Source organism: Pseudomonas fluorescens (assembly GCF_041354075.1).
Lineage (GTDB): Bacteria > Pseudomonadota > Gammaproteobacteria > Pseudomonadales > Pseudomonadaceae > Aquipseudomonas > Aquipseudomonas fluorescens_CE.
This window is the reverse complement of sequence record NZ_JARZGC010000003.1, coordinates 323,515-348,808: the sequence shown is the minus strand read 5'-3', so window position 1 is coordinate 348,808 and position 25,294 is coordinate 323,515. Positions and strand designations below refer to the sequence as shown.

General features: G+C 62.2%; 19 protein-coding genes. 8 read left to right on the top strand and 11 right to left on the bottom strand.

The genetic code is table 11. The features are described 5' to 3' along the window. Positions 1–63: 63 nt before the first annotated feature. Positions 64–807 carry a phosphatase PAP2 family protein gene (locus QIW53_RS05770; protein ID WP_371048676.1) on the bottom strand — a complete coding sequence of 248 codons (744 nt, stop codon included), beginning with the start codon at positions 805–807 and terminating at the stop codon, positions 64–66. A 218-nt stretch (positions 808–1,025) separates the two neighbouring features. Here QIW53_RS05770 and colR point away from each other — a divergent pair, with 218 nt between their 5' ends. The 5 genes from colR (at position 1,026) to QIW53_RS05745 (ending at position 4,741) form a co-directional block, all read left to right on the top strand. Beyond that, positions 1,026–1,709 (top strand): two-component system response regulator ColR, encoded by a 684-nt coding sequence (gene colR / locus QIW53_RS05765; protein WP_371048675.1) that lies wholly within the window; start codon positions 1,026–1,028, stop codon positions 1,707–1,709. Further along, positions 1,699–2,976, top strand: coding sequence for a sensor histidine kinase (locus QIW53_RS05760; protein ID WP_371048674.1), 1,278 nt, complete (start codon positions 1,699–1,701; stop codon positions 2,974–2,976). Before colR ends, QIW53_RS05760 begins: the two co-directional genes overlap by 11 nt. 148 nt (positions 2,977–3,124) lie before the next feature. Continuing rightward, positions 3,125–3,793 carry a class I SAM-dependent methyltransferase gene (locus QIW53_RS05755; RefSeq protein WP_371048673.1) on the top strand — a complete coding sequence of 223 codons (669 nt, stop codon included), beginning with the start codon at positions 3,125–3,127 and terminating at the stop codon, positions 3,791–3,793. A gap of 4 nt (positions 3,794–3,797) precedes the next feature. Continuing rightward, complete coding sequence (locus QIW53_RS05750) at positions 3,798–4,511, top strand: lipopolysaccharide kinase InaA family protein (protein ID WP_371048672.1); 714 nt, start codon at positions 3,798–3,800, stop codon at positions 4,509–4,511. Between the two features lie 2 nt (positions 4,512–4,513). Then, positions 4,514–4,741, top strand: coding sequence for a hypothetical protein (locus QIW53_RS05745; protein ID WP_371048671.1), 228 nt, complete (start codon positions 4,514–4,516; stop codon positions 4,739–4,741). 85 nt (positions 4,742–4,826) lie between these two features. Here the strand turns inward: QIW53_RS05745 and QIW53_RS05740 are convergent, their stop codons facing one another. The 5 genes from QIW53_RS05740 to QIW53_RS05720 form a co-directional block, all read right to left on the bottom strand. Further along, positions 4,827–7,862, bottom strand: coding sequence for a multidrug efflux RND transporter permease subunit (locus QIW53_RS05740; protein ID WP_371048670.1), 3,036 nt, complete (start codon positions 7,860–7,862; stop codon positions 4,827–4,829). 13 nt (positions 7,863–7,875) lie between these two features. Beyond that, positions 7,876–9,024 carry an efflux RND transporter periplasmic adaptor subunit gene (locus QIW53_RS05735; protein WP_371048669.1) on the bottom strand — a complete coding sequence of 383 codons (1,149 nt, stop codon included), beginning with the start codon at positions 9,022–9,024 and terminating at the stop codon, positions 7,876–7,878. A gap of 90 nt (positions 9,025–9,114) precedes the next feature. Further along, positions 9,115–10,212 (bottom strand): DUF1513 domain-containing protein, encoded by a 1,098-nt coding sequence (locus QIW53_RS05730; protein ID WP_371048668.1) that lies wholly within the window; start codon positions 10,210–10,212, stop codon positions 9,115–9,117. Positions 10,213–10,226: 14 nt separating this feature from the next. Then, the gene (locus QIW53_RS05725) at positions 10,227–11,291 is read right to left on the bottom strand and encodes an imelysin family protein (protein ID WP_371048667.1); all 1,065 of its coding nucleotides are present in this window, start codon (positions 11,289–11,291) and stop codon (positions 10,227–10,229) included. A gap of 27 nt (positions 11,292–11,318) precedes the next feature. After that, on the bottom strand, positions 11,319–12,746 hold the full coding sequence (locus QIW53_RS05720) for a di-heme oxidoreductase family protein (protein WP_371048666.1): 1,428 nt from the start codon (positions 12,744–12,746) through the stop codon (positions 11,319–11,321). 182 nt (positions 12,747–12,928) lie between these two features. Between QIW53_RS05720 and QIW53_RS05715 the strand changes: the two genes are divergently transcribed. Next, positions 12,929–17,224: a dermonecrotic toxin domain-containing protein gene (locus tag QIW53_RS05715; RefSeq protein WP_371048665.1), complete on the top strand. Its 4,296-nt coding sequence runs from the start codon at positions 12,929–12,931 to the stop codon at positions 17,222–17,224. 72 nt (positions 17,225–17,296) lie between these two features. On the opposite strand, the gene QIW53_RS05710 is transcribed toward QIW53_RS05715, so the two are convergent. The 5 genes from QIW53_RS05710 to QIW53_RS05690 form a co-directional block, all read right to left on the bottom strand. Further along, positions 17,297–18,652, bottom strand: coding sequence for an imelysin family protein (locus tag QIW53_RS05710; protein ID WP_371048664.1), 1,356 nt, complete (start codon positions 18,650–18,652; stop codon positions 17,297–17,299). A 284-nt stretch (positions 18,653–18,936) separates the two neighbouring features. Then, a complete protein-coding gene (locus QIW53_RS05705; protein WP_371048663.1) occupies positions 18,937–20,988 on the bottom strand; it encodes a putative bifunctional diguanylate cyclase/phosphodiesterase in 2,052 nt (683 codons plus the stop codon). Positions 20,989–21,373: 385 nt separating this feature from the next. Next, positions 21,374–21,970 carry a superoxide dismutase gene (locus QIW53_RS05700; protein WP_065949384.1) on the bottom strand — a complete coding sequence of 199 codons (597 nt, stop codon included), beginning with the start codon at positions 21,968–21,970 and terminating at the stop codon, positions 21,374–21,376. A 177-nt stretch (positions 21,971–22,147) separates the two neighbouring features. Then, positions 22,148–22,750 (bottom strand): LysE/ArgO family amino acid transporter, encoded by a 603-nt coding sequence (locus QIW53_RS05695; protein WP_371048662.1) that lies wholly within the window; start codon positions 22,748–22,750, stop codon positions 22,148–22,150. A gap of 6 nt (positions 22,751–22,756) precedes the next feature. Continuing rightward, positions 22,757–23,158, bottom strand: coding sequence for an ACT domain-containing protein (locus QIW53_RS05690; protein ID WP_371048661.1), 402 nt, complete (start codon positions 23,156–23,158; stop codon positions 22,757–22,759). 94 nt (positions 23,159–23,252) lie between these two features. Between QIW53_RS05690 and QIW53_RS05685 the strand changes: the two genes are divergently transcribed. Then, positions 23,253–24,146, top strand: a complete 894-nt coding sequence (locus QIW53_RS05685; RefSeq protein WP_201194051.1) for a LysR family transcriptional regulator ArgP — start codon at positions 23,253–23,255, stop codon at positions 24,144–24,146. Positions 24,147–24,200: 54 nt separating this feature from the next. Continuing rightward, complete coding sequence (locus QIW53_RS05680) at positions 24,201–25,193, top strand: NAD-dependent epimerase/dehydratase family protein (RefSeq protein ID WP_371048660.1); 993 nt, start codon at positions 24,201–24,203, stop codon at positions 25,191–25,193. Positions 25,194–25,294: the final 101 nt, after the last annotated feature.

Below are 25,294 nucleotides of genomic sequence, written 5' to 3'. Positions count from 1 at the left end.
CCCCGTACGGAAAAACCCCGCCTGCGAAAGCCGGCGGGGTTTTTTATTGCCGCCGTTCCTGTTTCAGGCGTTGGCCGGTGCGGCCTTGGTCAGGTGTTCAACACGGGAAGCCGGTCGGTACAAGATCCAGTAATAGGACCCCAGGCAAATCAGCCAGCAGAAAATCGCGGTCCACAGGTTGTGCGAGAAAAAGTGCGCGCCCTGCATCATCCGGCTCACCGAAAACACCGTGCCCAGTGCAAAGGCGAAGACAAAGGCCTGGCGGGCCAGGCGAGGGCGACGATCGCGCAGCACGAAGAACAGCGCAAACAGGGTGAAACCGGTGGCGGCGTGACCGCCCGGCCAGCAACGGCCGGGTTTGTCGGTGGGTGGACGAGGGCTCAGCAGCTCACTGTATTGCTCGTGACCACCGAACTGTTCCAGGCTCCACGGACATTGCACCGCCGTCACCGCCTTGACCGGCGTGACGAACGAAGTCGCCATTCCCAGGGACAGCACCAGGCAGCCCAGTTCGCGTTTGAACGGTTTCAGCCGCTCGATGAAAAAACTGCCGATGAAGCCGAGGATGGCGAACACCGAGAAGGCAATGACCAGTTGCTTGGCGCGGTCATGCAGGATGTCTTCGAGGAAATAACTGTGGCGCCCGATAAAGTCGCCGACGGTCGGGTCGTAGAACAGCGTGGCCAGGTCCATGTCCAGGGACGTCAGTTCGAGCAGCAGCAGAATGATCGCCGCAACGAGGGGAACGCCCAGGCACACCCGGAAATCGAGCGGGCGAGAGGCGGGGCGGGCGGAGGTCGAAACCATGGCAGTTCCTTGGTCGGTCAATGTTCTGGAAAGCGCAGCCGCGCGGAGTGTGAGCTGACGGGTGTCGCCTGTTTGTGAACCGATGGTGAAAAAGTCGTTAAGCGTCAAAAGGCTTGAAAAGGGGGCTTTTGCGCTGCACGTGGTCCTAGCCCTGAGCCACACTTGGCCTTAAGCTGCGCGGGTCAAGACGGCCGTTACTGTGTACGGAGAAGGTGCCCATGCGAATTCTATTGGTTGAAGACAACCGCGACATTCTGGCCAACTTGGCCGATTACCTGGGGCTAAAAGGCTATACCGTGGATTGCGCGCAGGACGGTCTGTCAGGGCTGGATCTGGCAGCGACCGAGCATTACGACTTGATCGTGCTCGACATCATGTTGCCCGGCATCGATGGCTACACCCTGTGCAAGCGCCTGCGTGAAGATGCCCGCCGCGACACGCCGGTGATCATGCTGACCGCCCGGGATCAACTGGACGACCGCCTGCAAGGCTTCAAGTCGGGGGCCGATGATTACCTGATCAAGCCGTTTGCCCTGTCGGAGCTGGCCGCGCGTATCGAAGCGGTGATGCGCCGGGCGCAGGGCGGCGGTCGGCGCACACTGGAGGTCGGCGGGCTCAGCTATGACCTCGACACACTGGAGGTCAGCCGCGAAGGTCGTCTGTTGAAGCTCAACCCGGTGGGCCTCAAGTTGCTGGCCGTGCTGATGCAGAAAAGCCCCCACGTCCTGCGCCGGGAAATTCTTGAAGAAGCCCTGTGGGGCGATGATTGCCCGGACAGCGACAGCCTGCGCAGCCACGTCCACCAATTGCGTCAGGTGATCGACAAGCCGTTCGCCAAACCGTTGCTGCACACCGTGCATGGTGTGGGTTACCGCTTGGCCGAGGGTCGTGATGGAGTTTAAGCAAAGCCTTGCCCAACGGATCATCATCGCCTTTGCGCTGATGAGCGCGCTGGTCGCCGGGGCTTTCGCCATGGGCATTGTTGCAACCGTGCACCTGGTGGAAGAGAAACTGATTTCCGCCGGACTGGGCGGTGATTTGCAACGGTTGTTGCTGATGGACAGCGTCTCGGACTGGAGCCATCGCCCCGAGCCGGACCAGCTGTTCTATTTCAGCGGCGGGCCGGGCGACTTCGAGTTGCCCAAGGACCTGCGGCACCTCGATCCGGGGTTTCACGAAGTGTTCCGCGAGCAGCTGTCGTATCACGCCATGGTCGAAGTCGTCGATGGCCGGCGCTATGTACTGCTGCAGGACCAGAGCGACTTCGAGGAGCGCGAGCGCGTGTTGTTCGCCGTCGTGCTGGTCGGTTTCGTGCTCAGTCTGGCGTTGGCGGTGTTTCTCGGCTGGATTCTGGCGCGCAAGGTGATGGCGCCCGTGGTGCGGCTGGCGCGACAGGTCCGTCACCGTGACCAGTTGTTGGGCCTTGCACCGCCATTGGCGCCGGACTACGCCGCCGATGAAGTGGGCGAGTTGGCGGTGGCCTTCGACGCCACGCTTGGCCGTTTGCGCCAGGCATTGACCCGGGAGCGCCTGTTTACCAGCGACGTCAGCCATGAATTGCGCACCCCGCTGATGGTGCTGGCCAGTTCCTGTGAGCTGCTGCTGGAGAACCCCGGCATTGACCAGCGCGGACGGGCACAGGTGCAGCGCATCGCCCGGGCCTGCGAAGAAATGCGTGAGCTGGTGCAAACGTTCCTGATGCTGGCCCGGGCGCAGCGCGAAGATGCCGGTATCGCCCAGCAACAGTCGCTGACCCAGGTCGCTGACGGGCTGCTCAACCTCTGGCGTGGGCCGATCGAGGCCAAGGGCCTGTCGCTGATCTTCGAGCCTGGTCATCCCTCGGACACCCGCTACAACGCCACCCTGCTGCAGGCGGTAATGGGTAACCTGCTGCGCAACGCACTGCATTACACCGAGCAGGGTTTTATCCGCCTGACCCTGACGGCGACAGGGTTTCGGGTCGAGGACAGTGGAGTAGGGATTCCCGAAGAGAAACGCGAAGCGATGTTCGAGCCGTTCGTGCGAGGCAATGAAAAACGCGGAGATGGCCTTGGTCTGGGCCTGTCGCTGGTCCAGCGGATCTGCGAAAACCAGGGCTGGAGCGTCAGCCTGACCCAGATGGAGCCCCAAGGTTGCCGTTTTCAGGTAGAGCTGGGCATCACCCACTGAAAATTGTGGCCCCCAGCCATCACTGTCACCCTGTAAAACCTTGAAATATTAAAGGGTTTTACATGACATTTTTTTCACAAAGGCATGACCTGTCGCTGACACGCCGCTCCCTAACGTAGTGGCATCAGACGTTCAGGAGTGCCTGGTGATGGCCGACCCGATAAAGCTCGATTTTTCCGAAAAGTACGACGATTCACACGCACAGAAATATTTGCGCAAGCATCAGGACGGTCTGGGCCGTCGCTTGTCTCATTGGCGAGACGAGCAGATGGCGCGCAAGGCATTGACCCTGGTCGGTGAACCCGGCCTGGTCCTTGATTTACCCTGTGGCGCCGGGCGTTTCTGGCCCTTGCTGGCAGAAAAACCCAATCGCGTGATCATCGGGGCGGACAATTCCGAGTCGATGATCAAGACCGCGCTGGAGGGGCAACCCGCCGAAGTGGTGAAACGGGTACGACCCTTGCACACTTCTGCGTTCGACATCGACTTGCCTGATAACGCCGTCGACAGCATTTTTTGCATGCGCTTATTGCACCACATCGGTGAGGCCGAGCATCGACTGGCTATTTTCCGTGAATTCGAGCGTGTCAGCCGGGACAGCGTGATTCTGTCTCTTTGGGTCGACGGTAATTTCAAGGCGTGGAAGCGCAAGCGTTCCGAGCTTAAGCGTGAGCAGGAAGGTTACCAAAATCGATTTGTGTTACCGGCGGCTACGGTCGAACAAGAATTTGAGCAGGCGGGTTTTCGTATCCAGGAACGATTGGACTTTCTACCGTTCTATGCCATGTGGCGGGTCTACGTATTACGCAAGAGGTAACACAATGGCAGTGCAGTGTGCAGTAGGAGCGGACGTCGCTTCTGAGGATCGCTTTGATTTCTACTGGAACCAACGCGGCGAATGGGTCGAAGAACCCAATGTCCGTCGTGGCGGTGAAAGCGGCGTACAGCGTATCAGGACGACCGATGGTCAGTTGCTTTATGCCAAGCGCCAGACCGGGCATATCTATCGCAGCTGGCTGCACCCTTTCGGTCGGCCGACGGTCCTGCGTGAGCGGGATGCCTTGATCGGCGTACGCAAGCTGGGCGTGCGAGCGCCGGAAATCGTCTTCTGCGGCGCACAACGCGATCCCGCCCATCAGTGGCGCGCATTGCTGGTCACCCAATCTCTGGATGGGTTCGAGGAAATCGCCCATTGGTACGCCGGTGGTGGGCGTGAGCGTCACGGTCAGGCGGTGCACGACCGAGTGCTCAAGGCAGTGGCCGAGAACCTGGTGCTCATGCACAACGGGCGGTGGCAGCACAGTTGCCTCTACATGAAACATGTTTTTGTTCGGGTCACCGGTGAAGGCGAGGCGGCGCAGGTCGAATCGGCGGTGATCGATCTTGAGAAGTGCCGACGGCGAATGACCGCTTATCAGGCCGCCTCCCACGATCTGAAGCAACTGCGCCGCCATTCGTCGTTCAGTGCGCCTGAGTGGGAAAAACTCGTCTACTTTTATGAGACGGCGTTTGGCAGCGCTATCAAAGGTTTATAGCGATGAAACTAGAAATTGCACGAGGTGTGTTCCTGGTAGGAGCCTTGGCAGTTGCTTCACTCGCAGTGGCGGCTTGGGAACAGCCGCGCACGCAGTTCCTCGGTTCCGCAAACGGGGACGCCCGATGCCCGATGCCGCGCATCGCCAAGGCATCGGTAGCCACCCAGCCCGATCATGATCTGCTGCTTTTCATGTTCGGACTTTCTCAAGGACTGAGGCCGCAAAGTTGACCCGATTGAGCCCCCAAAAAGGCCTCGCCAGTGCGAGGCCTTTTTCATGTGCGCAAGATAGGGTGGGAGCGAGCCATGTTCAGGATCAGCGCCCAAGGTTCTTATCCGGTTTGGCCAGCAACGTATACACGCACGGCAACACGAACAGCGTGAACAGCGTGCCGATCGACATCCCCGTGGCGATCACCGTGCCGATGTCGAATCGGCTGACGGCACCGGCGCCCGTGGCAAGGATCAGCGGCACCATGCCGAACACCATCGCCGCCGTGGTCATCAACACCGGACGCAGGCGGATGGACGCGGCTTCCTCGACGGCCTCGCGGGGTGTCAGGCCCTTGTCCTTGCGCAACTGGTTGGCGAATTCGACGATCAGAATCCCGTGCTTGCTGATCAAGCCGATCAGCGTCACCAGGCCGACCTGGGTGTAGATGTTCATGCTCGACCAACCCAGGAACAACGGGAGCAGCGCGCCGCAGATCGACAGCGGCACCGTGACCAGGATTACCAGCGGATCGCGGAAACTTTCGAACTGCGCCGCCAGCACCAGGAAAATGATCGCCAGGGCCAGGGCAAACGTCACCCACAGCGCACTGCCTTCCTGAATGTACTGTCGCGAGGCCCCGGCGTAGTCGACGGCAAAGCCCGCCGGCGCTTCTTCCCGGGCTATCTGGCGCACGGCTTCGAGCGCTTCGCCCATGCTCACCAGCGGAACCCCGGAGAGGATCGCCGAATTGAGTTGCTGGAACTGGTTCAACTGCCGCGGTCGGGCGCGGTCGGTGACGGTGATCAGGGTAGACAGGGCCAGCAGTTCACCCTTTGTGTTCTTCACGTAGTAGTTGTTCAGCCAGTCCGGGTTGTCGCGGAAGGGCCGTTCGACCTGCGCGATGACCTTGTAGCTGCGGCCTTCGATGGTGAAACGGTTGATTTCCGCTTCGCCCAGCAGCGTCGCCAGTGTCCCGCCAAGGTCCTGCATGGACACGCCCATCTGCGCGGCCTTGGCGCGGTCGATATCGACCACCACTTCGGGCTTGTCGAATGCCAGGTCAACATCGACGAAGGCAAACTTGCCGGACTCCATCGCCCGCTTCTTCACCCGGTCCATCACTTGCAGCAACGACTCGTAATCGTTGGCGGTATTGATCACGAATTGAAACGGCAGCCCTTCGCCGGTGCCCGGCAGCGACGGCAGGTTGAAGCCGAACACCTGCAGGCCGGCGATGCCCTCGAGCTTGCCCTGGACCTCGGGCAGAATTTCCATCTGGGTACGGTCGCGCTCGTTCCAGGGCTTGAGCAGGAAACCACCCACCCCCGATTGCACGCCGTTGAAGCCGTTGATCTGGAACGAGGAGTAGTACTCGGGAAACGCCTTGAAGATGTCGATGAATTCGTTGGTGTAGGTGTTCAGGTAGTCGAGGTTGGTTGGCTGCGGAGCGTTGGCCAGCATGAAGATGATGCCCTGGTCCTCGTCTGGCGCCAGCTCCGACTTGGTGAAGGTGATCAGCACCGGAATCAGACACAGCACGATGGCCGCAAACACCAGCACCACCGGGCGGGTGTTCAGCGTGCCATGCAGCATGCGCTGGTAGCGGCGCTTGAGGTTGTCGAAAATCCGGTCCAGGCGGTGGGCCAGGCCCGAGGGGTTTTCGTCGTGGCGCAGCAGCACGGCGCACATCATCGGTGACAGGGTCAGCGCGACGATGCCGGAGATCACCACCGCCCCCGCCAGGGTCAGGGCAAATTCCTTGAACAGCGCGCCGGTGAGGCCAGTGAGGAAGCCGATGGGCGCATAGACCGCCGCCAGGGTGATGGTCATCGAGACCACCGGCATGGCGATTTCCCGGGCACCCTCGAGGGCGGCATCCAGCGGCGTCTTGCCTTCTTCGATATGCCGGTGGATGTTCTCCACCACCACGATGGCATCGTCCACCACCAGGCCGATGGCCAGCACCATGGCCAGCAGGGTCAGCAGGTTGATCGAATAGCCCATCATCTGCATGAAGAACATCACGCCAATCATCGACAGCGGGATCGTCACCACCGGAATCACCACCGAACGCAGCGCACCGAGGAACAGGAATACGACGACGATCACGATCAGCACCGCTTCGAACAGAGTCTTGACCACTTCGTCGATCGAGGCCTGGATGAACAGCGTGGCGTCGTAGGCGATCTCGCCCTTGAGGTTCGGCGGTAGCTGCGCCTCAAGGTCCGGCATGATCTTGCGCACCTCTTTGATCACGTCCAGCGGATTGGCCCCGGGCGTGGCCTTGATGCCGATGTACACCGACGGCGTGCCACCGAAGGAGCTGATGCTGTCGTAGTTCTCCGCGCCCATTTCCACCCGCGCCACATCGCTGAGCAGCACGCGGCTGTCACCCTCGACCTTGAGCGGGATCGCCGCGAAGGCCTCGGCGGACTTGAGCTCGGTGTTCGCATTGATGCTGGTGACCACGTACTCGCCTTTCACTTCGCCGGCGGCGGAGAGGAAGTTGTACTGACGCACCGCATTGGTCACGTCGCTGGCGCTCAGGCCGAACCCGGCGAGCTTGACCGGGTCCAGCCACAGGCGCATGGCGAATACCTGGTTGCCAAGGATCTCGGCCTCGGCCATGCCCGGCAGCGTGGCGAGTTTGGGCTGGATCACCCGCGACAGGTAATCGGTGATCTGCGGGTTGCTCAGCTCCTTGCTGAAGAAACTGATGTACATCAGCGCCGAAGCGTCGGCCGCTTCCTTGCTCAGCACCGGGTCCTCGGCGTCCTGGGGCAACTGGTTTTTCACCTCGTTGGCCTTGGCCAGCAGCTCGGTGAACAAACGGTCGCTGTTGGAGCCGATGCGCGCATAGATCGAGATGATCGAGAAGTTCTGGCGACTGACCGACGTCATGTAGTCGATGCCCTCGGCGCTCGCAAGGCTTTGTTGCATCGGTTGGGTGATATAGCCCTGGATGGTTTCGGCGTTGGCGCCGGGGTACGCGGTGGTCACCGTGATCAGAGCGTTTTCCATTTGCGGGTACTGGCGCAGCGGCAGCTTGCTCCAGGCCTGGAAACCCAGCAGTACGATCAGCAGGCTGACCACGGAGGCGAGCACCGGGCGGCGGATGAACGGGTCGGTAAAAGCCATGGGAATTCCTTGATCAGTCCACACGCGGCGGGCTGTTCTTCTCGCCTGAGTTCTTGTCGTCGCTGATGGCAATGTGCGCGCCGTTGTCCAGTTTGATCTGGCCGGCCGTCACCACTTTTTCGCCGGTTTGCACTCCCTTGGTGATCATCACCACGCCGTCGCGGCGTTCGCCGGTTTCGATGAAGCGACGTTCGGCAATGAGGATCGGCTCGCCCTTGTCGTTTTTTTCCACCTGGCCGTCTTCGGACTTTTTCTGCGCAACGACGTACAGCGAGTTGCCGTACAGCGTGTAGGTGATCGCGCTTTCCGGCACCACCACGCGCGGTTGCGGGTCGGGCAGCATCACCTGCAGGTTGGCGAACATCCCCGGCAACAGCTTGCCGTCGGGGTTGGCGAGGGTGGCGCGAACCTGAACGTTGCGCGTGCTGTTTTCCACCTTGGGGTTGATCGCGCTGATGGTGCCGGGGAAGGTCTGGGCCGGGTAGGCGGCGACTATGATCTCGACCGGTTGACCGACACCGATTTTCGGCACTGATTGTTCGGGTACGAAGAAGTCGACGTAGAGACTGCTTAGGTCTTGCAAGGTGGCAATCACGGTGCCGCTGGCGAGGTAGTCGCCGATGTCGACCTGGCGAATGCCGATGGTCCCGGTGAAGGGCGCGGCGATACTCTTTTTGCCGAGGGCTGCCTTGAGCTGGTTGACCGTGGCCTTGCTCTTCTTCTGCACCGCCGACAGTCGGTCGAACTCGCCTTTGGAAATGGCCTGGCTGCCGACCAATTGGCTGCCGCGACCATAATCGAGTTGGGCCAGCCCGAGATCGGCCTCGGCCGTTTCGAGCAGTGCCGACTCGACCTTGCTGTCGAGTCGCAGAAGCGGCTGACCGGCCTTGACCTTCTGCCCCGACTCGAACTGCAGATCGATGACCGTGCCGTCGGTTTCCAGGCTCAGGTCCACGCCCTGCAACGCCTTGAGCGTGCCAACCGTGGGCAGTCGTGCCTGCCACGGTTGCTCGACAGCCACAGCCACCGCGACACTGATCGGCGGTTTCGGCGCGGAGAAGGTCTGGATCATCGTATAGATGGAGAAGGCCTTGTAACCGGCCAGGACCAGCACGACCAACAGAACGATACCCAACATGATCAGCATGCGGCGACGCAGCATATTTCCATTTCCTTGGAGAAAATCAGGTGAGACAGTCCGGCACATTACTCCCTGTGCGAAGGCTATTCCAGTGACCGCAAAACGGCGTCTTCAGACCAGATGCAAATGGTTATCCCAAAGCCCCGCCGGCAACTCCAGCGGTTTCGCAACGAGGTCTGCCTGGCGACAATCGTAGTAACGGCATCGGCCCTGGCCTGACGTCACCACAAACCCATCGGCCACCGCACCCACCCCGGCACAATCGGGCAACGGCGCATCCAGGCGCACCTCACCGCTGTCCAGGTCCCAGATGAAAAAGCGGTTGCCCCGGGGTGCCGTCAACGCCACCAGGCGCAGGTCACTGTGCACCGCGACGCTGGCGGTGTAATGCCCCATGGCCTGCAATTGATGCTCGGGCACCGGGAACGCCACGAACGGCTGGCCGGGACGCTTGATGGCCAACAGCTCCGACGATTCGTGAGACGGGCCCATGAACTGCTGGCCGGCGACGATGGTGCCGTCGCTGGCAATGCCCAGATGGCGCACGCTGTTCATCTGTTGCGCGAGGGTTTCCTTGCTCAGCAGGGTGCCATCGCGTTGCATCAGTACCAGGCTCGGCTCCATGGCATCGAGGTTCATCTCGACCCGGCTTTCGGCCTCGGTGCGAATACCACCGTTGGCCACCACCAGGGTTTCGCCATCGGGCAGCCAGGAGACCTGATGCGGCCCGATGCCATGGGTCGACATCTCGCCGCTGTGCACCAGGCGCTCACCTTCGAACTTGTACACGCCGAGCAGGCCGCGCCCCGGATCGGAGGTGTCGTTCTCGGTGGCGTAGAGCCAGTCACCGCTGTGGTGGATCACGGCGTGGCCGTAGAAATGCCGGTTTGGCTGCGAGGCCACGGTCTGCAACAGCGCGCCGTCGCGCAGGTCGATCAGGTAGCTCTCGGTGCCGGGCCGGCGGGCGACGAACAGGGCAATCGGCAGCGTCGGGTGATTGATGATGTCGTGGCAGCGCTGGCCGACCTGGGTGGCGAACACCCGGGTGCCGTCCAGCCGATAGCCGACGGCGTAATGCTTGCCATCGCCATCGTCCCGCGCCGAGAGCAGCAGCGGGCTCTGGTCCTTTTGCCTGAACAGCTTCCAGCCGCCCAGCGTCACTGCGCCCAGCAGCAAACTACCTAACGTCAGAGCCTGTCTGCGCAGCATGGCACTTGCCCTCATCAGTCACCGTCGTTGGCGTTGAAGCCCAGTTGGATGCCCAGCGCCTTGGCCAGTTCGCCTTCGTGCAGGCGATGGACGACGTTGAGGCTGTCGTAGAGGTCGTTGAGTTGCTGGCGGCCGGCGTCGTCGCCGAGCATTTCGGTCAGCGAGCGCTGGTTGCTGGCGAACAGTTTCAGGGACGCAGCGTAAGCGGCGTCGATCTTGTCGGCCAGGGGTTTCTGCTCGCTTGGCAACAGGCCGCGCAGGCCTTTGTTGTCCACGCCTTCCCACACGGTTTTGGCGGCGGCGAGGCTGGCTTCAAGGCCCGTCAGGGACGACTGGCTGCGCCAGGCATCGGCCTGGAAGGGTTGCGGCACGCCCTTGGTCTGGCGGCCCATCGGTGTGCCGAGTTTCTTCTTCAGGCTGTCGAGCGCGGTGACCTGCACGCGCAGCAGGTCGGCGATAGCTTCGTGGGAATCGGCGTAGCGCTGGTTCGGAAACTTGCTCATCTGCGCGAGCATGCCGTCGGTGTTGTTCCAGCCTTTGAGGATCTCTTCAGCCAGTTGTTTCTGCCGTTCGCCGATGGCGATCAGCAGCGGGCAGTAGCGGGCTTTCTGCTCGGCGTTGGCCACATCCGGCTTGCTGTCGAACAGGATGTATTCGTAGGCGGACAGGCCTTGAACCACCACGCTGGACTTGGCGAGGGCCGCGGCATCGATCTGCGGCTGGGCGCTGACCAGTTGTTCGACCTGGCGACCGACGAGGTTTTTCTTGTCCGGCCAGAACTGCACTTGCCAGGCGCGATTGCCCTCGGCCAGCGGACCGATCAGCAGCGGTTGCAGTTCCGCCCAGGCTTTTTGCGCGTGGAGGAAATCGGCGCGGGCGGTGTCGAGGTTTTCCTTGCCCTGGCAATAGGCGAGTGCGCTGACGGCCAACTGCCGGTCAGCCTCGACCCAGCGGGTGTAGGTCGGCAGGATCACCGACTTGGCGATGGCCGCCGAGGTGACGGCCTGCGGGTCCTGAGGCGAACAGGCGCCGAGGGCGAGGGCGGCAAGGCTTGTGAACAGTAGCTTGGGACGGAACATGTAAGGCTCCCGCTGATTCGATGCGTGTTAAAGGGAATTCAAAAAAGCCAGCAACGCAGCGCGCTGCTCGGCATTGAAAGATAAAACCTGTTGCTGCGCCGCCTGCGCTTCGCCGCCATGCCAGAGCACGGCTTCGAGCAGGTTGCGGGCGCGGCCGTCATGCAGGAACTGGGTATGGCCGCTGACTGCCTGCGTCAGGCCGATGCCCCACAACGGCGGGGTGCGCCAGTCGCGGCCACCGGCCTTGAATTCGCTGCGGTTGTCGGCCAAGCCGTCGCCCATGTCGTGCAGCAGCAGATCGCTGTAGGGGCGAATCACTTGATTGGCCAGTTCAGGTTCGGCGGCGTTGGCGGCGGTGGTGTATTGGGGCGTGTGGCAGGACTGGCAACCGGCCTGGAAAAACAGGTTCTTACCCGCCAGCACTTCAGGCGCGCCGACGTCACGACGGGCCGGTACGGCGAGGTTGCGGCTGTAGAACAGCACCAGGCGCAGAATGTTGTCGCTGACTTCCGGTTCGCCATCCTGGCCATTGCCATTGGGCGCCTGCTTGCAGGCGGTCTGCGCGTCGGTGCAGTCATCGAAGGGCCTGAGACGGGTCGTGAGGCCCATATCACCGGAAAACGCGTGAACGTTCTGTTGATTGAGATTCGGTTGCCCGGCCTTCCAGCCAAATCGACCGAGGACGGTTTTCTGCTCGGCATCATCCCAGACCTGGTTCGGCCGGCCGGCGATGCCGTTGTTGTCTTTTGCCTGTGCCCTGGCATTGGCCAGGATCGCTTCCTCGGGGATGGCTTCGAGCAGGCCCAGGCCGATCATCGGCGGCGCGACCCGCGCGGAAAAACGCGTGTCGGGATGCATCGGGCCATAGCCCAGCTGGGTGATGTTCAGACTGGGTTGGCGCAACTCCACCTCGGTGCCGTCCTTGAAGCGCACCGTCACGGGTGTGTAGTCAACCCGCACCTTGCCTTCCGGGACGACGCCGGGGATGGCCATGTCCTGGAATTGCCCGCCGTAGACCGGTTCCGGGACCACGCCGAGGCGTTCGATGACTTTCGCGTAGCCCGGCGCATCGGGTATCGACAGGCGTACCAGCATCGACACTGCGTTGCTGGCATCGGGCGCGGGTGGATGGCCGCGACCGTCCTTGATGTGGCAGTTCTGGCAGGCATTGGTGTTGAACAAGGGGCCAAGGCCGTCCCGCGCGGTGGTGGTCGACGGGGCGATCACCCAGGGGTTGCGGAAGAAACTGTTGCCGACGCTGAAGTCCACGCGCCTGGACGGCGGCAGGTTGGCGGAGGGCAGGGAGAACGCGTTCTGGTCGGTCTTGCGCACGGTCGTGCTGCCACCGGAGCGGGCTTCACCCGGTTCGGCTTGGGTAAAACGCGGGGCGTCATCGCAGGCACTCAGGCCCAGGGCCAGAAACAGTGCGGACACGCGAAGAAGCAGCGAAGGCATCAGACATCCTGCAAGACGAGCAAAACAAGGGCGCAAAGTCTAACAGGGCAGGGCGGATTGAATAAGAGGAATTATCGTTTGCTTGACCCTGCGCAAGGGATGGACAAGGGATAGATATATACCGCACCCGGTCAATGGCGCGCGGGCAGGATGCCGGTGATCTTTTCCCGGAGTTTTGCGCCATGCAGCATGAAGTTCAAACCTCAGCGCGGACCGCCCTGGCGTCCGCCCGCGTCAGCCCTGCCCAGACGACCTTGCAGGAACGCCTGTCCGCGCTGGACGTGCAGATCGCCGAGCGGTTGGCCGCCAGGCCCCATTTCCACGCGTTCGTCGGCGAGGCTTTCGCCAAACACTTCCCCGGCCTGACACCTGCTCCCGACCTGTTGCGCAACTTTATCAACAGTGATGAGCCGCCGCAGGCCGAGTCCTGCGGCGATACGCCGGCCAACGCTTGCGCCAACAGGGACGCCGGCCCGCAGCCCCTGCCACCGAGCCTGATGGACGCGGTGGTGCGGCGGATCGTCAGCGGGCAGGCTTCAAACTACGCCTCGCGCAAGGTGCGCTTCGAACGCGCCTCCGACACGGGTGGCCAAGCGCTGCCTTACACCGCGCTCCAACCGCAGGCGTTCGATGCCTTTCTCGACCGGTTGGCGCTCGGATTGCCTGCGCAATTCAATCGCTACGTGCAGCGTTACTGGGCGCAGCCCTGCGGCCCGACCGATGCGCGCACGTACCGGCAGTGGCTGGTGGCGACGCGTATCGATCAACTGAAAACCGAAGTGGCCCTGCTCAAGCTCGACGGTTTGCTCGGCGCCAGTGCCGTGGCCCTGTTCGAAACGGTCCTGCGCCATCCGGATGCACAGTCCCGGCAGACCCTGGAGGATGCTCGCCCCTGCGTGTATGCCGTTGCCCTGAGCGACGCGGCGCCCGGCGAAATCACCCTGCACGGCGCCTTCATCCTGACCGCGCGAGACCCGCAACATGCCCGGGTGCAATGGGAAAGCGAGGTCACCGCACCGCAAGTTCGGCCCCTGGAGCGCGACGCCGACGTCGGCACCGTATTGCTGTTTACCCCGAACAACGGCCTGGAAGCCTTCGACTCCCTGACCCGTCTCGACCGCGAGCTGCATCGACGCCTGAGCCACGCCATCGAGTTCGCCGCGCTGCTGGCCCTGGTGGCTGACAAGGACCGGGCAAGGGTGCTGGCCCTCCAGCAGCAGGCGCCCGAGCAGGATGGGGTGAAATACCTCGAGCGCCTGGATTCGCCCTTCGATTACAGCATCGAATCGCAATGCCAGAGGGTCCTTGAGAACCTGGAATCGACCTTCGCCCGCTACGTCAAGCAAGGCGTGCACGCGGACATGGCGAACCTGCCGGACGCCATCGACCGCGTGGCTGACCCGTGCCGTGCCTTCGAGATCCAGCCGATTTTGCAAGCGCGACTCAGGAAACAATGCAAGGCCCGCCTGAGCGCGTTTCTGCAAGGTGCGAGCCGCGCAGATCAACAAGCCTGGGCCGCCGCTTTCAAAAGCTACACCGAGTCCCTGGCCAGCCTGCCGGAGTATGAAGGCCTGCCGTCCCTGGCGCAGTTCAGTGACCGGCGCGAGCTGCTGGTCTACAGCAACCGGCAGTTGCGCGCGGCGCTTGAAACACAGTATGGCTTGACCGTGAACCCGGACGATATCGTGGTGCACACCCGCGAGCCCGAACTGCCGATCAACTCAATCCCCGCCGGGGCCCCCGGCACCTCCATCCGCAATCCGGGTGATTTTCGCTTCAAGCATCGACAGCGGACATTGACGGAGCTGGCGCTGGATAACCTCTCCGGCATTGATCACAACTTCACCCGTTACACCCGCCTGAGTCTGAAAACCGCCGAAGTGGAGCCGCCGGAAAAGGCCGGCGCCTCCAGAACGCCCACAACAGAAGCGGCGACGGCCTACAACGATTTGACCCTCCAGCAAGTCAAGGACCTGATCCGCAGCACCAACGTCGGTCAGGCCTATCAGGATTTTCTCAAGTCGAGCCTGGTCAGCTCGCCGGCGGCGCTTGCCCGCAAGCAGTCGTTCGCCGGCTTGATCGAGCGGCAACTGCGACTGGATGCCATCGAGGCCAGAATCAACGGCGATTTTCTCCCCGACCGCCTGGCGCGCGGCTTCCATTGGGTGCAGGTGGTTCTCGATGCGCCGGTGGACAACGACCAGCGCCAAACCGTGGAAGGTCATCGGGTCGTCGTTCAGTACCTGCAGCTGCGCGGCCAACGGGTGCGCGGTGTGCTGTTGTTCGCCACGGCGTCCGCCGGGGTTGGTTCGGTCGTGGTTTACACCCCGGGAGCCCCGGGCGGTCGGGTGTTTCATGAGTATCGCAAGGAGCGCCTGATGGTCGACTTCGTGCACAACAGTTCCTGGCGCGACTATCTGGCAGGGCGCGTGGATCGGGCCTACCAAGCTCAGGTACTGGCGACCCTCAAGGGCCGCGGCGATGTCTCGACGGTCAACATGACCGGTATCGCCGGCAACCTCTTCGAAGACGCGTACGAGGTCGAAGCGAATTTCGCGATCAACGATGCAGCGGCCCAGGTCACGACCACGCACCAGACCAATGTCGAGACCGGGCTGCTCATCGCCACCACCGTGGCCGATGTGTTGAGCATGGTGCTGCCGGTGCATGTCACGCTGCCCGTCGGCATCGCCAGGAGCCTGATCTCGGTGTTCAACGCTGTGGACGCGGCGCAGATCGGCGACCGTGCCGGCGCGGCGCACCATATTGTCCGGGCCCTGGCGGAATTTACCGGGGTGTTGATCGATGGGGTGATGGCGGCATCGATTCTGCGCGGCACGGGCGCGGGTGTCGCCACAGCCGATGCGAGTGGTCGAAGCCTGAATCCGCAAATGGCCCTGAGGGAAAAACCGCAGGGCGTGGTCGAGCTCGGCGGCTGGGAAGGCAAGGGCATCTACAGCAAGCGCTCGAAAGAGGGTAACGCCCGGCAGTACTTCCTCAATGACCGCAAACACTGGTATTCGATCATTGACGAGGGTTTCGAAGAGGCGTGGCGAATCCGGGATGCGCGCAAACCCTTGCAGATGCATTACGCGCCGATCCGCCGCACATCCAAGGGACAATGGGAGACCGGCACCCACCCCGACGCGCCGGGGCTGGGCGGGGTTTCGCCCCAGGAGGCGCTGCGGGACCTGTGTCCCTTCCTCAGTGAAGCGCAAGCCCGCCATGTGTTCGAGTCATTCGCCTTTCCGCGAGGCCGGGAGATCGAGTTGGGGCTCAGTTTTGTCCAGCACCTGGGTTCAGGCCTGGCGCTGGATTCGTTCAATCGTTACCTGCGGGTCAGCGACTCGCTCCTGCGCATGCGGTTGTCGGGACATGGCACGCCCAGCGGTTTTTCCGGGGGCGGGGTGGCTGTCGAGCCGTCCGCACCGGCTGTGCCGAGGGCAGGTCCGAGCCAGCCGCGTGCGGCCTCGCCATTGCCATCGGTTCCTGGCCGTGCGCCCGGTGAACGGTTTCTCGACTGGGGGCAACGGATCGAGGCGTCGGATCTGAATCTGCACAACACCGAGTTCGGCATCTACCGGCGCACCGGTGGCGATCCGGGGCGGGTGGGACGCGACTACATCAAGATCGACGAGCGCTATTACCCGATCCTGCCATCGGGAGAGAACGCGACACCGCATCTGGCGTTCATGTTCGACGACCGGCTCGACATCAACAGCTTCGCGCAGTTCGAGCACATGATCTGGACGGATATGCACAACCAGCCGCGATCGGTTTTTTTTGCCGCAGCCGATCAACGCTGGATCAATTCGTCCAGCCTGCTGTTCGAGAAGACCATCAGCCGCTACGTGGGGGACTTGTTTGCCACGTTCGGCCCGGCCAGTCAGCAACACATTGCCCAGGCGCTGTTCGACCAGGCGAACCCCAACGGCCTGACCGCGTCGGGTATCGCCAGCGTTTGGCGCACGTTGAAGGCCTGGAGCAGGCGATCGTCGGCGCCCACGATGCCGGGTGATCCGTTGGTGATGCTGCCGGTCACGCCGAGAAACGCCGCCGGGCAGTGGCTGCTGCGCGACCCAAGCGCTGCCTTCAACCGCCTGGAACTCAAGTCCGTCGGGGCGGAAAGCCTGCTGCACGCGGTGATGCGCTCCGCCACCGAAGAGTCCTTGCGACTGTTGTTGAGCCAACGGCTGGTCGGCAGCGGATACCAGATGATTGCCGGTTATCGTCTGGGCTCTGAACTGTTGTTCCGCTGGCCCGGGCATTCGCGGGTGTATTGGCTGTCATTGCGCCGGGTGCTCGGCGACGTGGTCGATGGCAGCGCGCACGCGGTGCCGCAGCTCAATCTGATGGACACGGTGAGCCGCAACCTGGTGACTCAGGCCCAGGCTCGTGGGGATCTTGTGGCGCTGGTAGGGGGTGTTCGTCTGCCCGTCGCCGGCGCGGCGGTGGAGATCTTCATCATCCGCACTTGAGGCGGGGCAGGCAGGATAAAAAAGCCCCGAACATTCGGGGCTTTTTCAGGAGGCGTTGCTGAGCGGAATCGATCAGAACTCGTGGTCGGCGTTGTCCGGGTTCAGGTCGGTGATGCCCAGTTTGCCAGCGGCCGCTTCGATCGAACCGGTCTGCTTGACCAGGGAGGCGATGGCGTCGCGCACGACCTGGTTGCCAGCGGTGTTGCCGGCGGCGATCAACTGGTCGTAGTGCTCACCCTTGAGGGCGTGATCGACGATGACCTGCATCTTCGCTTCAGTGGCTTCCAGGTCGGCTTTCAGCGCGGTGTCGGCGGCCGGATCGGCCTTGGCCACCAGGGACGACAGGCTGGCGCCGGTCATCTTGGTGCCGTCGACGCGGGTGTATTCGCCCAGGTACACGTTGCGGATGCCCTTGGCATCGTAGAACTGCGAGTAATGGGTGTTGTCGCTGAAGCAATCGTGTTCGTCTTCCGGCGAGTTGGCTTCCAGGGACACCTTCATGCGCTCGCCCGCCAGTTCGCCCAGGGACAGGCTGCCCATGCCGAACAGCATTTTGCGCAGGCCGGCTTCGGCCGGTTCGGCTTCCAGGACGGCGCGATAGTTGTCGGCCACGTTCGGCTTCCAGTTACCGACCATTTCTTCCAGGTCGCTGACCAGCAGTTGGGTCACGGCCTTGAGGTAAGCGCGACGACGGTCGTTGTGGCCGCCGGTGGCGCCGGTGCCTTCCAGGTAGTCCGACGCCGGACGGTTGCCGGCGCCAGGGCCGGTGCCGTTCAGGTCCTGGCCCCAGAGCAGGAATTCGATGGCGTGGTAGCCGGTGGCGACGTTGGCTTCGGAACCGCCCAGCTCGTTGAGGCTGGCGAGTTTTTCCGGAGTGATCTCCTTGACGTCGATCTTGTCTTCGCCGACCTGGATCTCGGTGTTGGCGATGATGTTGGCCGTGGCGCCAGGGTTGCCCAGGGCGTGCTCGTAGGATTTGTCGACGTAGTCGATCAGGCCTTCGTCCAATGGCCAGGCGTTCACCTGACCTTCCCAGTCGTCGATGATGGTGTTGCCGAAGCGGAAGGCTTCGCTCTGCAGGTAAGGTACGCGCGCGGCGACCCAGGCAGCCTTGGCGGCTTTCAGGGTGTCGGCGTTCGGCTTGGCGAGGAACGCGTCGACGGCGGTTTGCAGGGTTTTCGCGGTGGATTCGGCATCGCTGTAGACTGCGTAGACGATGTCGGCGTAATGCGTGACAACGGCCTTGGCGGCCGCTTCATCGACTTTGCCGGCGGCGGCAGGTGCGGCGGCTGGAGCAGCCGGGGCAGCAGCGGTGCTGGCAGCCGGCGCAGGTGCGGCCGCTTTTTCCTTGTCTTTACCTTCGCCGCAACCGGCGAGGGAAATGGCGATGGCCAACAGACTGGCGGTAGCCAGAGGCATACGAATCATGGCGAACATCCTGCTTCGATAGGGGTGGATTGGCGCGCCAGGCGCGCAAAACTGCCACATAATGCAAATCTTTCGCATTATGTGTAAAGGGCTGCAGCTGGAAATATTTCGCATTAACCAACAGGGGTCACGCGGTCCCTGTAGGAGCGAGCATGCTCGCGATGGAGGTCCAGACAACGCAGGCATACTGAATGCCCGCGTTATCGTTAACGTCCATCGCGAGCATGCTCGCTCCTACAGGATGCAACCGCAGCGAGGTCAGTCATAGCGCCAGAATCGGTTAATCACAGAATCAACGCATTGCTGCGCTGCGCCTGCTTCATGTAGGCGCCCAGCTCCCGTGCCGGCAGGGGTTTGCTGTAGAAGTAGCCCTGACCTTCGTGACAGCCTTCGGAAATGATGTAGGCCTCCTGCTCGGCGGTTTCCACACCTTCGGCAATCACCTGCATGCCCAGGCTCTTGCCCAGCTGGATGATGGCGCGAACGATGGTCGCGTCGTCGTCGTCATCGAGCAGGTCCTGAACGAAGCTCTTGTCGATCTTGATCTTGTCCAGCGGCAGGCTTTTGAGGTAACTCAGCGAGGAGTAACCGGTGCCGAAGTCGTCAATGGCGATCAGCGCGCCGGAGCGACGCAGGCTCAGCAGGTGCTGGGCCGCGGTGCTGATGTCTTCCATCAGGCCGGTTTCGGTGACTTCCAGTTCCAGGCTGCGCGGCGGCAGGCGGTACATCTGCAGCAGGTTGTTGACCACTCGCGGCAATTCGGCGTGGTGCAGTTGCACGGTCGACAGGTTCACCGCCATGCGCAGTTCGGTGAAGCCCTGGTCGTGCCAGTCGCGCAGCTGTTTGCACGCCTGATCCAGCACCCACTCGCCGATGGCGATGATGGTGCCGTTCTGCTCGGCCAGCGGAATGAACAGGTCGGGCGGCACCAGTCCGTGTTCGGGATGTTGCCAGCGGATCAACGCCTCGATGCCCACCACGCGATGATCGCGGTAGCTGATCTGGGGTTGGTAGACCAGGTAGAACTGATCCCGGGCCAGGGCATCGCGCAAGTCTTTTTCCAGCTCGCGACGGCGACGCATCTCGGTGTCGACGCTGGCGATGTAGAACTGATAACGGTTGCGCGAGCGGGTCTTGGCCAGGGTCATGGTCTGCTCGGCCTTTTGCAGCAGTTTTTCGGTGCTGTCACCGTCCTCCGGGAACAGGGTGATACCGATGGTGGCGCGCAGGCGGATCTCTTGATGATCGAGGGCAAATGCCGCTTCCAGGTCATCGAGAATGCTCTGTGCCAGCTCCGCCGCTTCGTAGGGTTGTTCGATATCGGCCTGGACCAGTGCGAACTGGTCGCCGCCGAGGCGGGCCAGGGCGCCGAGACGACCGCTGTGGGCACGCAGACGGTCGGCGAGGGCCAGCAGCAGTTGGTCGCCGGTCTGATAGCTGAACTGTTCGTTGATGCCCTTGAAGTCATCCAGGCCCACACACAACACCGCGACCCGGCGTTGCAGTTTGCCGGCGTCGACCAGGATCTTGTCCAGTTGCGTCTGCAATTGCTGGCGATTCGGCAACCCGGTGAGGAAATCGTACTGGGCCATGCGCAGCAGGCTGTTTTCCGCCTCGTGGCGCAGGTGCGTGTTGCGCTCGATGGATTCGAGCAACTGGTTGGCGGTGTTGATCCAGATCCCCAGTTCGTTTTTTTCGTGGCCCTTGAGCTGCGGGATCTTGTGCTCGCTGGGACGGTCCGGGTTGATTTCGGTCAGGTGCTCGATGATGCGCGACAGTGGCTTGGTCAGCAGCCAGTGATAGACCAGGTACAGGACCAGGCCCATGGCCAAGGCACGCAGCACGCCGGAAATGAAGATGATCACCGAGCTGACGATGAACCCCTGCCCGTAGGTGGCGGTGTCGAGGGTGATGCTCAGGTCGCCGTAGTACTCGCTGTAGGGGCCACGACCGACCAGTTGGGTGGTGAACGTGCGCTCCTTGCCCAGGATAAGGTCCGTCAGCCAGCGGCTGCTGGAGACCTGCAGATCACGGGACTTTTGCGCGAGCATGGCTTCATTGGGGTGGCCGATGGACGCCTGGCGCACGGCATCATCCTGAAACAGGCCTTCGATAACCTGCATGCCCATTTCCCGGTCCAGGCTGTAGACGGCCTGGGTCGAGGGATCGCGAAACATGTCGAGGATGCGCTGGGCATCACTGGCCACGGCCTGGTGTGTTTTATAGGCATCGAAAACAATCTGTGCGCAGCTCAAGACCACGCCGACGATCAATGCCGACAGGAGCACGACCCGGAGCAACTTCACCGACAAGCTGTTCTTGAGTTCCAGCTTCAAAGAGTCATTCCTTGTTCCGTGCAGGTAGCATCAAGTTGCCATGAGTATTGGCAATCCGGTGATGGCAGTCAAAGGGACAATCGAACACAGGGCTATTTGCCTGTGGCCTTGGCCGAAATGCTGTTGCCTGGAGTATTTGCGCTGATGGGTAGTGTGTCGGTCGTCGAGTCCTTCAACTTGAGGGGGCAGGTGAGCTTATTTTCCTTCAGGTTGATGTTAGCCGGCTATGGCGATGGATCAAGGGGCTCCGGGCGGGTTTCATTTTTCCCGATGTGTAGGACGACCCCAGTCTCGCTCTCACCGAAGATCAAGATCCAACACACCTTGCTGACTGGGGCCCATAAAAAAACCCGGCCAAAGCCGGGTTTTTCGACTGGCGTCGATCTTAAGCGGTGAAGGTCTTGCCTTCGAACTGCTCAGCCACGAATTTCCAGTTGACCAGGTTCCAGAACGCTTCGACATACTTCGGACGAACGTTGCGGTAGTCGATGTAGTAAGCGTGTTCCCAGACGTCGCAGGTCAGCAGCGGGGTGTCGCCGTTGGTCAGCGGGTTGCCGGCGCCGATGGTGCTGGCCAGGGCCAGGGAACCGTCAGCCTTTTTCACCAGCCAGCCCCAACCGGAACCGAAGGTGCCGATGGAAGTCTTGCTGAACTCTTCCTTGAACTTGTCGAACGAACCGAAGGCTGCATTGATCGCTTCAGCCAGTGCGCCGGTTGGTTGACCGCCGGCGTTTGGCGCCAGGCAGTTCCAGTAGAAGGTGTGGTTCCACACTTGAGCGGCGTTGTTGAAGATACCGCCCGAGGAAGACTTGACGATTTCTTCCAGGGTCTTGCCTTCGAACTCGGTGCCAGGCACCAGGTTGTTCAGGTTCACGACGTAGGTGTTGTGGTGCTTGTCGTGGTGGTATTCCAGGGTTTCCTTGGAAATGTGCGGCTGCAGGGCATCGTGGGCGTAAGGCAGCGGCGGCAATTCGAAAGCCATGATCATTCTCCTAATCAGGTCAGTTTGCGGTGGTCGCAAGGCCGATCACGGGCGGCCCGACAAAGCGCCAGGAGTTTGTACTCTTTGCGGCGCATCGACCGGATCATAGCACCGGGGGTGCGGCATAACCACGCAACAACTGTGTGGGATAGAGGTTCCAGAGCCTTTTGGAATAAATCAGGCACTCACGATCAGTTGAGCCGCCACGGTAAACATCATCACCGCCACCAACAGGTCGAGGATCCGCCAGGTGCTCGGCCGGGCCAGCCACGGGGCCAGCCAGGCGGCCCCCAGCGCCAGGGTGAAGAACCATAGCAACGACGCACTGGCCGCGCCGACGACATACGCGCCGGGCTCGGTCTGCTGGGCGCCGAGGGAACCGATCAGCAACACCGTATCCAGATAGACGTGCGGGTTGAGCAAGGTCACCGCCAGGGCGCTGAGCATGACCGCGCGCAGGGAGCGAACGGTCTGGTTTTGCCCCTGTTGCAGGCTCTGTTTCGAGCAGGCCCGACGCAGCGCGAGGCTGCCGTACCAGATCAGAAACACTGCACCGCCCCAGCGGGCGACCGCGAGCAGGGTCGGGTTGTGCGCCAGCACGGTCGCCAGGCCGAACACGCCGGCGGCCACCAGCAGCGCATCGCAGACGACGCAGAGTGCCGCCACCGGCAGGTGATGTTCGCGACGCAGGCTTTGGGCCAATACGAAGGCGTTCTGCGTGCCGATCGCCATGATCAGTCCGGCGGCCACCAACAGGCCGTTCACATAGCTTTGCCACATAGACGATTACTCCGCGTTGGCTGCCAGGTCGCGCAACACCTGCATGGCGCGTTCGGCATCGGCCTGGCCGACGAACAAATGGTCGTGGTAGTACCCGGCGATCACGTTGCAACTGATGCCTGCCTGGCCCAGCGCCGTGGCGAAGGCGGCCGTCAGGCCGACGGCTTGCAGCGCCGAGTGCACGTTCAGGGTGATCCAGGCGGCGACGTAGTCGAAGTCGAACCCGGCCTGTTCAGCGTGGGAGCGCTGCAGGATCACCGTCAGGCCTTCCTGTTCGCGGAAGCTGCCGATGATCTCCAGGCCGTCGGGCAAACGACCGTCGTGCAACGTGCAGAACACGTATTCGCCGGCGTTGAGTTGCGGGCTCATGCTTCGCAGAAGGGTTGCCAGTGATGTTTCGCCAGCCATGCGGGTGTTCCTTTCAAAAGTTCTTGCTGGCCATTGTCCGTTTGCAGGCTGTATAAGAAAAACCAATCCTGCTGATTGCTCATTAGGAAAACTGATGTTCGACTACAAATTGCTCTCGGCCCTGGCGGCGGTGATCGAACAGGCCGGTTTCGAACGGGCCGCCCAGGTGCTCGGTTTGTCGCAGTCGGCCATCTCCCAGCGCATCAAGTTGCTGGAAGCACGGGTCGGCCAGCCGGTGTTGGTGCGCGCCACGCCACCGGCACCGACCGATATCGGCCGACGTCTGCTCAACCATGTGCAGCAAGTGCGCCTGCTCGAACGCGACCTGCAAACCCTGGTCCCGGCACTGGACGAGGAAGGCTTGCCGGAACGCCTGCGCATCGCCCTCAACGCCGACAGCCTCGCCACGTGGTGGGCCGAGGCGGTCGGTGACTTTTGCGCCGAGCAACAGGTGCTCCTGGACCTGGTGGTCGAAGATCAGACCGTCGGCCTCAAGCGCATGCGGGCCGGTGAAGTGGCCGCGTGCCTGTGTGCCAGTGAACGTCCGGTGGCCGGCGGACGCAGCGTGTTGCTGGGCGCCATGCGTTATCGTGCGCTGGCCAGCCCGGCGTTCATCGACCGGCACTTCCCTCAAGGCGTGCGAGCCGAACAGTTGTCGAAAACGCCAGCCCTGGTGTTTGGCCCGGACGATTTCCTGCAGCATCGCTACCTTGCCTCACTCGGGGTCGACGGTGGCTTCGAGCACCATCTATGCCCGTCATCCGAAGGCTTCATTCGCCTGGCCGAAGCCGGTCTGGGCTGGGGGCTGGCGCCTGAACTGCAGGTTCGCGAGCAGTTGAAACGCGGGGTTTTACGCGAGCTGTTGCCAGATAAGCCCATCGATGTCCCGCTGTACTGGCATCATTGGCGCAATGGCGGGCAGTTGCTGGGGCTGCTGACCGATCAATTGGTGCGCTCATCGAAGCAATGGCTCGTGCCGTTGGACTGAGCCGCAGCGTCAAGACCTCACGCACTACGCAAAACGAAATATTCGGAGCACTACATGAAGATTCTGGTCACCGGCGCAAGCGGCTTCATCGGCGGACGCTTTGCGCGTTTTGCCCTGGAGCAGGGCCTGGAAGTACGGGTCAACGGTCGCCGGGCCGAAAGCGTCGAGCACCTGGTGCGCCGTGGCGCCGAGTTCATCCCGGGCGACCTCGGCGACCCGGACCTCGCACGCGAGCTGTGTGCCGATGTCGAGGCGGTGGTGCATTGCGCCGGCGCGGTGGGCGTGTGGGGGCGTTATCAGGACTTTCATCAGGGCAATGTGCAGGTCACCGAGAATGTGGTCGAGGCCTGTCTCAAGCAGCGCGTGCGGCGGTTGGTGCATTTGTCCTCGCCATCGATCTACTTCGACGGGCGTGATCACCTCGGATTGACCGAGGAGCAGGTGCCCAAGCGCTTCAAGCATCCCTATGCGGCGACCAAGTACCTGGCCGAGCAGAAAGTCTTCGGTGCCCAGGAGTTCGGCCTGGAAACCCTGGCCCTGCGCCCGCGTTTCGTGACCGGTGCCGGCGACATGAGCATTTTCCCGCGCTTGTTGAAGATGCAGCGCAAAGGTCGCCTGGCCATCGTTGGCGACGGGTTGAACAAGGTGGATTTCACCAGCGTGCAAAACCTCAACGAGGCCATGCTCAGCAGTTTGCTGGCCAGCGGTTCGGCGTTGGGCAAGGCCTACAACATCAGCAACGGAACGCCGATTCCATTGTGGGACGTGGTCAATTACGTCATGCGCAAGATGGATGTCCCACAGGTGACCCGCTACCGTTCCTACGGCTTGGCCTACGCTGTGGCGGCGCTCAACGAGGGCGCATGCAAGCTGTGGCCGGGTCGGCCCGAGCCGACACTGTCACGCCTGGGCATGCAGGTGATGAACAAAAGTTTCACCCTGGACATCAGTCGCGCGCGGCATTATCTGGATTACGATCCGAAAGTCAGTCTCTGGACCGCCCTCGATGAGTTCTGCGCCTGGTGGAAGGCCCAGGACATTCGCTGAAACACAGACGACCCGGTGACTGAACCCCATCCCGCTATCCAGGGTCAATCGATGCGGCTGACGGGTTTATACTGGCCCCAGAATGCCATCACTGCGTTTCA